Below are 10112 nucleotides of genomic sequence, written 5' to 3' on the forward strand. Positions count from 1 at the left end.
ATAGTTTGTGCAAAAGTACCAAGTCGTTATCGCCTTTACGTTTCGGTTTTCGTGCATTTAGTTTTGCTATTCAGGCCTATTGAAAGTATTTGCGTAATAAAGAAGTCCCATTGGAATTGCGGCCATGGGACTTCTATTAACAAACGATGAAAAAACTTACTAATTAGGGTTTTATTTGCACAGGTAATTGAAATTGTACACGGTTGAATCGATGCTTTCTTGCATATTAATTTCTTTCAGGTGCAAAATTTTGTTATCCTGATCAGTTGTGTATTCAAAATGATAAGATCCAATACTTTTGATTTGATTTTTCACCTGTTTGCCAAGGTAACCACCGGCATACAGAATTCCCCACGGAAAAGTCTGGTTGACGGGTTGTGGTATTCGGTTGATCAATGTCTGAATATGATAAAACGGAGATAAGGTAAATAGGGGATTGGCTGTGTACGGCTTCTCCGTATTGTACGTCAACGAAAAGCTTCCTCCGGCTATTCCGTCAGACACATTGACCAAGTTTCCATTTTGGTAGGTAAGCAATACCTGTTTGTCCCCTTCTTTGATAGCTTTGAGTTGATCATTCTGATCATAGTCAAAACTTAGCTCCATATAGGTCTTTAATTCCGTATCTTTATAAGAGTGCATTTTTCGGGTCATACTTACCGCGAGGCCCTTGTTATTGAGTTTGTATTCATCGATAGATACATAAGGTTCTTCAAAAACAAAATATTTTATGATAATTTTATCATTATAGTACTCGAATGACATAGGATTGCTGTCGACTGAACCGATGATTATTCGGTTATCGGCATCGTTCTTAAACTTGGTTGTTACTAATTTTCCTTCCCGGTCACCCATATACCATTTGGACGAGTAGTCTTGGAGTATACAGATTGACTCAGGTTCATGTGGAGACTCGGTTGTTTTTTCGTCTTTTGAACACCCCATAAATAGGGTTGAGGCTGTAAGTGCTACGGCGAATAATTTTTTGATTGTAAAAGTCATTTTATTTTAATTTGAAGAAGTTGTTTTTGAAGGCCTCTGCTGCTTTTTCCATCAGCTCTGGAGTTGATGCTGCCACAGCAGGATTATTCCAGCTGTCTACTGCCTGAAGAATAGTGGCTACATCACCCTCAAATTTTATTATTTCTTTGCCGTCTTTCGCAAGGTTTATATCCTTTTTCACGGTGATTGTCCGGTAGTTTTCGTTCAGTCCAGTCTCAATTTTGAGTACCTTGGATGTCTTATCGACAACCATTCCTTTGAGACTACTAAATATATAGCTCGTATGCCACATCCAGGATACGTTGGTCATACCTTTCATGGCTGACAATTCACCAATTGCATCGCTGAGGTTGTTGTTGCGTTTTTCATCTACCCCTACAGCAAACGATATGGATTTATAGGTGTTTTTTGGAATGTTATTTAATGTGATACTTTCCCGCTTATTGGCGGGGTAGGTATATTGCCCTTCCTGTACTGCTACCTCGCTAGTTTCTTCAATCAGGTAATATGCATTTGGAACTTCATACCATGAGCCGTCCAGAGCCTCTAGCTTTATATTGCTGATCCAGTATCTAAAGCTGTCAAATGTGTAGTTTTTTCCATCGATGTTATAGGTCTTATTGATAGCAAAATCCTCGTTACCAACCCGATTATCGAATATCAGTTCTAAAGAGCTGTTGTTTGTTATTATTTCTTTTTCTTTGCTGCAGGAGATGAGTGATAGCAGGGGAGCATAGATCAATAACGATTTAAGAGTTGATTTTAGCATGGTGAATAGTTTTTGTTTATTGGGTTCTATTTTTATGTTGTAAGTAATACTGCAAAAATATCAATCCTCTACGCCATTGACGTTTTACAAAACGTGCGAATGAGTTTTGTTTTCGTGCATAATCCATATCCCCTTAGATAGAGACTCGTGAATTTTATAGACAAGCATCGCTCTATTATTTTTTAAATGCAACTAAATTGCTTTTATGGATTATTGTAATTACTTTTGTTTATAAATAGAAGACAATGAATATAATTCCTAAAAACTTTGAAGACTGGAAATCGTGTATCGAAAAGAAATGTGGTATTCCATTAACGGTAGATTTTGTCAAAAGCCGGTTAGCTATCTATAACGACTATTCAAATACCGAAACGCAACGTTTTGTAGCTAATTACGGGAAAGAACATCTTGAGAATATCAAAGACTGGATGAAAGTAGTTGCTGATTTAGAGGAGCATACAAGTAAAAATTAATTTTGATCAAAATGGAAAATAAATTACCGGTTACAGTCTTAAGTGGCTTCTTAGGTGCTGGCAAAACATCATTGTTAAATCACGTGTTGCATAACAAGGAAGGTAAAAAGGTTGCCGTGATCGTAAATGATATGAGTGAAGTAAATATAGATGCACAGTCTGTTGAGCGTGAAAATGTTCTTTCCCGTACTGAGGAAAAACTTGTTGAAATGAGTAACGGATGCATCTGTTGCACGTTAAGGGAAGATTTGATGATTGAGGTTGAGCGCTTAGCAAAAGAAAATCGGTTTGATTATCTCCTAATTGAAAGTACAGGGATATCCGAGCCGATTCCTGTTGCTCAAACATTTAGTTACGTTGATCCTAATAATGGGATTGATCTTTCATCTTTTAGTTATATTGATACAATGGTCACTGTGGTAGATTGTTTCAATTTCTCTAAGGATTTCGGTAGTGCAGACACTTTGTTGGATAGGAAATTGGCTGATGATGATATGGATAATAGGACAATTGTGAATCTATTGACAGATCAAATAGAGTTTGCAAATGTTATTGTTTTAAACAAAGCAGATCTTGTATCAGAGGAAACAATAGGAACTTTAGAAGCAGCTATTGGTAAACTCAATCCTGGGGCCAAGCTAATAAGAACTCAATTTGGACAGGTCGATCCCACAGAAATTATGGGTACTGATAGGTTCGATTTTGAAGAAGCATCTGCATCAGCAGGTTGGTTAAAGGAGCTTGAGGCAGATCATGTTCCCGAAACAGAAGAGTATGGAATTTCATCATTTGTCTTTCGTTCGCAGCGGCCCTTTCATCCACAGCGGTTACATCGCTATTTAAATGAGCATTATCCCCATAATATAATCCGCGCAAAGGGCCTTTTTTGGTTAGCGTCAAGACCCGATACGGCAATTAGTTTTAGCCAGGCCGGTGGAAGTGTCCGTTTAGAGAGTGCGGGCTCTTGGTGGAGTAGTATGCCCGAAGAAATGCGCTATCAATATCCGATTTATCACGAGATAAGGGCTGATTTACTAAAGCGTTGGCATCCAGAATGGGAGGATCGTAAAAATGAATTAGTTTTTATAGGACAACATTTGGAAAAGGATAAATATCTTCAGGAGTTGGAAGCGTGTTTGCTGACCGAAGAAGAAGCTGATGATTGGCGCTTCACTTGGTGGAAGGATGAATTTCCTAAAAATCTTTAAAAATACTATCAATATTACCGCTATTTAGATTCTGGAAGCTTGTTCTGTTTTTAAGAACATATTGGCAATCTACGTAAAACATGAGCTACAAAGCTTAGTTAAATGTATTTTAGGGTCCTTTCACTGATAGGTCATCAATGCATTCTTCCATTTGAATAGGATTGAAATAACTCATATATCTATCTAGTAAATTCTATTGTGGAACAGAGCCCCAATTAGCCTTTAAAGTTAATTGGGGCAAATGAGTATTATTTGTACAGTATGTTAATGAATTGTTGCAGTGACGTTGGTTTTCTTCCTAAAAATTGTTCCAATGTATCATCTTCAACATCCATGGTTCCTTGTGCTTGAGCCATCGCCCACATACTAAAAACACCTACGAATGCTTCCGGCACATTTGCCTGTTTTAGTATAGCCTCATATTCGGCTACATCAGGCGATACATAGTTTATACCCTTACCTATAGTATTTCCTATTGCTTCGGCGACATCGTTAAAGTTAAAGGATGTAGTATTTGTTAGTGAATAGGTTTTGTTTTCGTGTCCTTCGGTAGTCAAAACGTGAGCTGCGGCCTCTGCCAGTTCTTCACGTAAAACATAACTTGCTTTTCCATCACCTGCCGGGAATAATATCGTACCATTTTTGGCAACATCAGCACCGGTAAAAATAGAGAGCATTTCAAAATAAATACCATTTTGAAGGATGGTGTACGTTATGCCGCTATCTTTTAAAGTAGCTTCTGTATCTACGTGCGATTGCTGAAAACCTGCGATAGCAGATTGTTCAAATCCCGGAACACGAACAAAAGAGGTATAGACGATATGTTTTACATTTGCTTGTTTTGCAGCATCGATTACTGCTTTGTGGTGAACGGTGCGGTTTTCGTAGGCCTGTTTATCATTACTAGATACCAAAAACAATTTGTCTATATCCTGCATCGCCATCATTAATGAAGCTTCATTCTGATAATCTCCGATACGTATATTTATTCCTTTTGCTTCGAATCTTTTTGCTTTCTCCGCGTCTCTAACCAATAGCGTAATTTCGGAAGGTTGAACCCCCTTATTTAGTAAATGTTCGACAGCTTTACCACCGAATTGTCCTGTTGCTCCTGTTATTAACATCATAATAATATATTTTTTTAACTTTACAAAGTTAGAAAAGCCATTACGTCTATTCGACTTTTGGAGACACAATTAACGGTATACATATGTATACCAAATCTTTTAGCTGATAATGAAAAGTTTTGAAGAAATAATCAATAGTGGATCTGAAGCATGTCCACGCAGTTATGTTTTGGCATTAATGGATACTTTAAATGTAGTGAGCGGTAAATGGAAATTGCCCATCATTGCCTCCCTTTTTCGTAAGAATACCCGTTTCAAAGATTTAAAAGATAACGTGCTTAAAATAACGCCTAAAATGCTTTCCAAAGAATTGAAGGAATTAGAGATCAATGGTATTGTGGAAAGAACCGAAGTAGATCATATTATCGAGTACAATCTGACGGCATCTGGAAAGAATATGATGGGTATTATCGAAGCAATGATTGGATGGGGACTTACACACAGAGAATTAACGATCAAAAACGATCCTATTCCTGTCAGCGATGGCGGTAGCGAAATATAGAATTGATGCTTGCCATAGCTTCGCCCCATCTGATTATATCGGGAGGAATGCTTGAAATCTCTATTGACAACACTGTCTAAATTAGTCCATATCAAGTCCATATAATCCAAATCACATTTTTCCCTTACGGTCTTCCATGATTGAGTTGACATTATTAGCCGGTAGTCCGTCTTCCGTTGGGAAATTTTTAAAAGACTTTTCTTTGCAAGCTATGCTTATAGTCTTTAATCGTCATCCCAATACGCTTTTCGCAGAATTCCAAGGTAAAGTTTTCGCCAGATGTTCTATACCCTGAGAATCATTGGTGATTGGCTCAGAATTTTTATTCTTGAAAACAATGTTTCTAAGTTTCATAATATAAGGTTCGTTTAAAGGCAGTTATTTCGATTTTGGCCATAAATAAAATAAATACTACTAAATAGAAACAAACATTCAGTTATTCCAAATCAAAATAAGATCCATTGACTACAACCGTATTTTGTATACCGAATATTATCTGTTTTCTTGTAAATAATGCCTTGATTTAGAATAGTAGTATCGCTGCTTAGTACTATCGGTTTAAAGTGATAAAATATCTATTTGTCTCTTGCAACTTATACTAAAGGCGTTTCTAAATCTGCAATTGGATAATTAATTTGGCGCAAATAGATAGTCATAGATAAAAAATGCATGTCCGATTATCGATAGGCTCTGATAGTTCAATACCATTATTTGGGATAGCTGTCGTTTCTAAATAGATATTTAACGCGCCTGATGTGCATCTAGAAGCTTGAGTAAATGATGGGCGAATTCGTCAAAAACAGGGAGCCAATTCGCTGTTTATCAATTTTCAAAAATTTTTCTAGGTTCAAATGATTATCTTCATTTTGAAGTCTATTTACATAAGATCTCAAGGTGAAGTATCTGGAGTTCATTGCTATCCGTAATCAATATTTGGCGCTATATTTTTAACGCCTTTTTCAAACTATTATAAAAAATATATGCGTTTAATTCACTTTTTCTTCTTCCTCCTAATGCCTAGTCCACTTTTATGGGGCCAAGAGAACGTTAAGCTTAAAATACACCTTGAAGGTATAAATAGAGAGCTGTTTAATATGCATTTTGATGATGGTCTCGTGAAAGATTTTATCAAAGCGCGTCAGGAAGATACGCTGATGCTGCTAGAGAGAGCTTCTTATACACCTTACCCAAGAATCTCAATTTCATATAAGGGTAAATATTATGATTATTTCATTAAAAATCAAATACCTACTATAAATATACATTATGATTCAAGTAGAGTGGATTTTCCTTTTTATTCTGATCAAACAGGCAATATTACACCGATTTATGATACAGTCTCCAGTCCAATTTTTCGCAAACTAAGAAGCGATCTAAAAACAGAGAACTTCCAACTTAGTGAGTTATGGAGCAAACATGGATCCGAAATTCGCACGAACGATTCCGTCAAATTTGCACTGAAGAAATTAACGAAAGAAATGAATGTAAAATCAATGGCTCTATTAGCATCTTACCCAGACGACTTTTTCTCTTTTCTATACTTTAAGGAACAAGTTCTCTTTCCAACACTTTCAGTCGAAGATGATTCTGATTATTATAAAAATCTACTGGATTACTACAAACGGACGTTTCCTAGTGAGTTTAGATTAACTGTGGAAGGTAAACAGATAGCCCAAGATATAGAACACAAAATCACTCCAATACTTATTAAAGAAGGAGACATGATGCCAAATATTTATTTTAAAGATATCTATGGGGATACCATTTTTTTAAAGAATCAACGTGAACGCTTTGTGCTAATGGATTTTTGGGCAAGTTGGTGTGGCCCTTGCGTAGCACAAATTCCTGACTTAAGACTTTTACGTGAAACTTTTTCAAAGGAATTGTTGAAGATAGTAAGCATTTCAATAGATCGTGATTCAGTAAGCTTCTTAAAAAGTGTTAAAGAAAATGAGATGAACTGGGTTCACGGTTTTGACCGCGGGGGTATACTGAGTAATTCTCTTGGTTTTACCAGCATTCCTAGGCTGGTTCTTTTGGACCAAAATGGTAAGATCGTTTACTACAAGACTGGAGGAAGGATTGACATGGAAAAGATAAATGCCATACTTAGAAAGTATAGTACTTTCTAAATTTCTGCTCCGTCATCAACTAATTGTAATCTTAAAAGTAAAATGTTCTAATCGATCGATGTTTATCAGGCACGTGTTTAATTTATCTTCAAAACGATCCAATGTATCCGTATTCTTAGAAATATATTTTGTAAATCATGTTTGTCTCCCTGTAAGTTTGACTTAAGAATCGAATCCCAATTCGGATAGCATCCGTTCGTGGTTATTCATAAAAACTGCTTAGGAAATATTACGCCCTCTTCTAAGATAAATTTCTTTTGATGTGCTGATTTATGTCGTTTATTACTTTATTACGCTGTTTGAATTAATTCAATTTTTGCTGAGGTTGGATTCCCACCTTATTCGCTGTTTGATCAGCTACAAAACTTTGATAAAGGAATATGTAATGACTAGCAGCATGCAATTTTGTAATATGTATTTACATGGACAAGATGGAGATTATAAACATTACTGTAGCATATTTTCAAATTCACTCGTATTGTTGATATATAAATAATCAATAAGTTATGAAAAGAAAATACAGAGTTCTGCTTCCAGCCTTAATTGCTGTCGTTCTTGGCTCTTGCAAAAAAGATGAAAAGATAGCCATTGATAACCTGATCGGTAAATGGACCGTCGCAAATGATGATCCTAGAATGGCCGTAGATGGTTCTGTTACATACAAATTCAACTCAGATATGACCTGTATTAAGAATATATACAATGCGCTTTCAAATCGAGATACGACTATTTTCAGAACCTATGTATTAAGTAATGATAAGACTTTGGTGACACTCTACGATGAGCGCAAGATATATACAGAACAGTATCTGATAAAAAAATTGAATACGAAGGAAATGAAGTGGGAGAATGCTTCTCCTAATGACGGTAACGATAATAAGAGGTTGGTTCGATCTAACAACCAATAGATTTCATTAACTTTTAACTCTCCCACTAATTTTGGTCAATACCTAAGAGGGTATATTAAGCGCTAATTTCATCTATGATGTTTCTATGGGCCGATGCTATAGACCTATGAAAGATAGCATACACTTTATAGAGTTGGTAAATTATTGGCATGGTATGACGAAACCGATATTTTCGGGATAATCGCAATGTGAATTTTAATACTTCTGACATATAGATAATACAATCTTTATTGAGGCTGTCTGCTTCCATAAAAATTTGCGCTAACCTCGTGGTATTATACTTCTCCCGCTATGTATAATAAGGATATATATTTTTATAAAATAAATAAATCAATTAGTTATGTAAATTAGAGCAATCCAATACAGCTGTTGGACCATTGAAAACATACAAATAGATCTTTCAATAAATCCCTTATATATGTGTTTGCTAAAATGTAGTAAGAATATCTCCGTGCTTATTGTTTTATTTGCTTTTCTCGGCGATACAACATTGGTAGCGCAAGAAAAGTTAAATGCGTATTTTGATCATCTTTTCCGAAATAATAAAATGATGGGAAGTGTAGCGGTACTGCACAATGATAGTCTATTTTATACAAGTTCAATAGGCTATGCCGATGTTGATTCTAAAAGAAAAAACGATAGCAGTACAAAATTCCGTATTGCATCCAATACAAAAACTTACACGGCTGTTTTAATTCTCAAGGCTGTAGAAGAACAAAAACTACGTTTGGAGACGTATCTTTCGACATTTTATCCCCAAATTAAAAATGCCGAAAAGATCACTATAGAGCAATTATTGAAGCATCGTAGTGGCATAGTTAACTTTACTGAAATCGATGGGAACGAAATATGGGACCAGAAATTTCATACAGAAGCAGAAGTTTTTAACTATATTAAGGATTTTAAAAGCAATTTTGAACCAAATACTGCCTTCGAATACAGCAATACGAATTATGTACTATTAGGGTTTATATTGGAGAAAGTATATCAGAAGTCTTACGCTACACTGTTAAATGAAAAGATATGCAAACCACTTAGACTTAACAATACTTACTTCTCTGCAGAGACAGATCCCAATAGACATGAAGCGGTATCGTATAATATTCAAAATAAATATATTAAAAATTCAAATGTAAATTTTTCCAATCATCCCGCTAGCGGTGGTATAGCGACTACAGCTGTAGAACTTAATCGATTTCTTTCAGGACTGTTTGAGGGTAAATTAATCTCCAAGGAGAGCCTTGCGTTAATGTTACCCGAGAGTAAGGGGGAATACGGAATGGGAATAGAAAAAGCACGATTTAAGAATCCAATAGGGTATATTCACGGTGGTAGAATTGAAAATTATTTCTCGGATTATTGGTATTTTCCTGCGGAAAAGCTGGGGATCGTGACTTTGTGTAACGCCGTTAATATTAACCTAGGCGAAGTCCAAAATACACTCATTCAATATGTTTATGGTAGAGATCCCATCTTACCCGATTTCAATAAAACAAAAGACCTGACTGAGGACAAGTTTCGCAAAATAGCAGGGACCTATCGATGTAAGGTGGGGAGTCAAACAATGACGATTTCTTCAGATGGCAAGAATTTGATCGGTCAGTTATCAGACAATGGACAGATGTATGTTCCTTATCGCTATAAGTCAGACTATACATTTGTGTATGATGATGAAGGTAGCATTTTAGAGTTTATGCCCGACGAACAATGCTTGTTGTTGAAAGATGGAGACTTGGTGCTTGAATTTACGAGAATATAAAGATTCAATTTGACATTTTCCGATAGAAGACACGACAATTTTTAGGGAAAGCGGTGTAAAATTATATAGCGTCGTGAAGGAAAAAATGAACCGGCAGGCGTACGGTAGCTGACAAACGATGTTGAATGAGGCATTGGTTCGAGCTGCGGTTATCAAATATCAGAAAGATCATAATTTCAGCGCCGAAGAAATCTCAAAAGAAACCAATGGACGGTAGTGTAAACTGAACTGT

9 protein-coding genes are annotated in these 10112 nt (G+C 36.0%); 6 read left to right on the forward strand and 3 right to left on the reverse strand.

Annotation, left to right across the window (positions count from 1 at the left end):
- Window positions 1-171: 171 nt before the first annotated feature.
- Complete coding sequence (locus tag B2W36_RS21900; RefSeq protein ID WP_293889566.1) at window positions 172-1002, reverse strand: DUF4595 domain-containing protein; 831 nt, start codon at window positions 1000-1002, stop codon at window positions 172-174.
- Between the two features lies 1 nt (window position 1003).
- Window positions 1004-1771: an MbnP family protein gene (locus B2W36_RS21905; RefSeq protein WP_293889567.1), complete on the reverse strand. Its 768-nt coding sequence runs from the start codon at window positions 1769-1771 to the stop codon at window positions 1004-1006.
- 245 nt (window positions 1772-2016) lie between these two features.
- Between B2W36_RS21905 and B2W36_RS21910 the strand changes: the two genes are divergently transcribed.
- Window positions 2017-2244, forward strand: a complete 228-nt coding sequence (locus B2W36_RS21910; protein ID WP_293889568.1) for a hypothetical protein — start codon at window positions 2017-2019, stop codon at window positions 2242-2244.
- Window positions 2245-2255: 11 nt separating this feature from the next.
- The gene (locus B2W36_RS21915; RefSeq protein ID WP_293889569.1) at window positions 2256-3452 is read left to right on the forward strand and encodes a GTP-binding protein; all 1197 of its coding nucleotides are present in this window, start codon (window positions 2256-2258) and stop codon (window positions 3450-3452) included.
- Between the two features lie 248 nt (window positions 3453-3700).
- Here the strand turns inward: B2W36_RS21915 and B2W36_RS21920 are convergent, their stop codons facing one another.
- Window positions 3701-4579, reverse strand: a complete 879-nt coding sequence (locus B2W36_RS21920; RefSeq protein ID WP_293884886.1) for an SDR family oxidoreductase — start codon at window positions 4577-4579, stop codon at window positions 3701-3703.
- A gap of 109 nt (window positions 4580-4688) precedes the next feature.
- Between B2W36_RS21920 and B2W36_RS21925 the strand changes: the two genes are divergently transcribed.
- The 4 genes from B2W36_RS21925 (at window position 4689) to B2W36_RS21940 (ending at window position 9880) form a co-directional block, all read left to right on the forward strand.
- The gene (locus B2W36_RS21925) at window positions 4689-5081 is read left to right on the forward strand and encodes a winged helix-turn-helix transcriptional regulator (RefSeq protein WP_293884887.1); all 393 of its coding nucleotides are present in this window, start codon (window positions 4689-4691) and stop codon (window positions 5079-5081) included.
- A gap of 980 nt (window positions 5082-6061) precedes the next feature.
- Window positions 6062-7213, forward strand: a complete 1152-nt coding sequence (locus B2W36_RS21930; protein WP_293884888.1) for a TlpA family protein disulfide reductase — start codon at window positions 6062-6064, stop codon at window positions 7211-7213.
- Window positions 7214-7719: 506 nt separating this feature from the next.
- Window positions 7720-8121, forward strand: a complete 402-nt coding sequence (locus B2W36_RS21935; RefSeq protein WP_293884889.1) for a hypothetical protein — start codon at window positions 7720-7722, stop codon at window positions 8119-8121.
- Between the two features lie 418 nt (window positions 8122-8539).
- Window positions 8540-9880, forward strand: a complete 1341-nt coding sequence (locus B2W36_RS21940) for a serine hydrolase domain-containing protein (protein ID WP_293889570.1) — start codon at window positions 8540-8542, stop codon at window positions 9878-9880.
- Window positions 9881-10112 lie beyond the last annotated feature (232 nt).

The sequence above is a fragment of the Sphingobacterium sp. UBA3549 genome (assembly GCF_002376635.1).
Classification (GTDB): Bacteria; Bacteroidota; Bacteroidia; order Sphingobacteriales; family Sphingobacteriaceae; genus Sphingobacterium.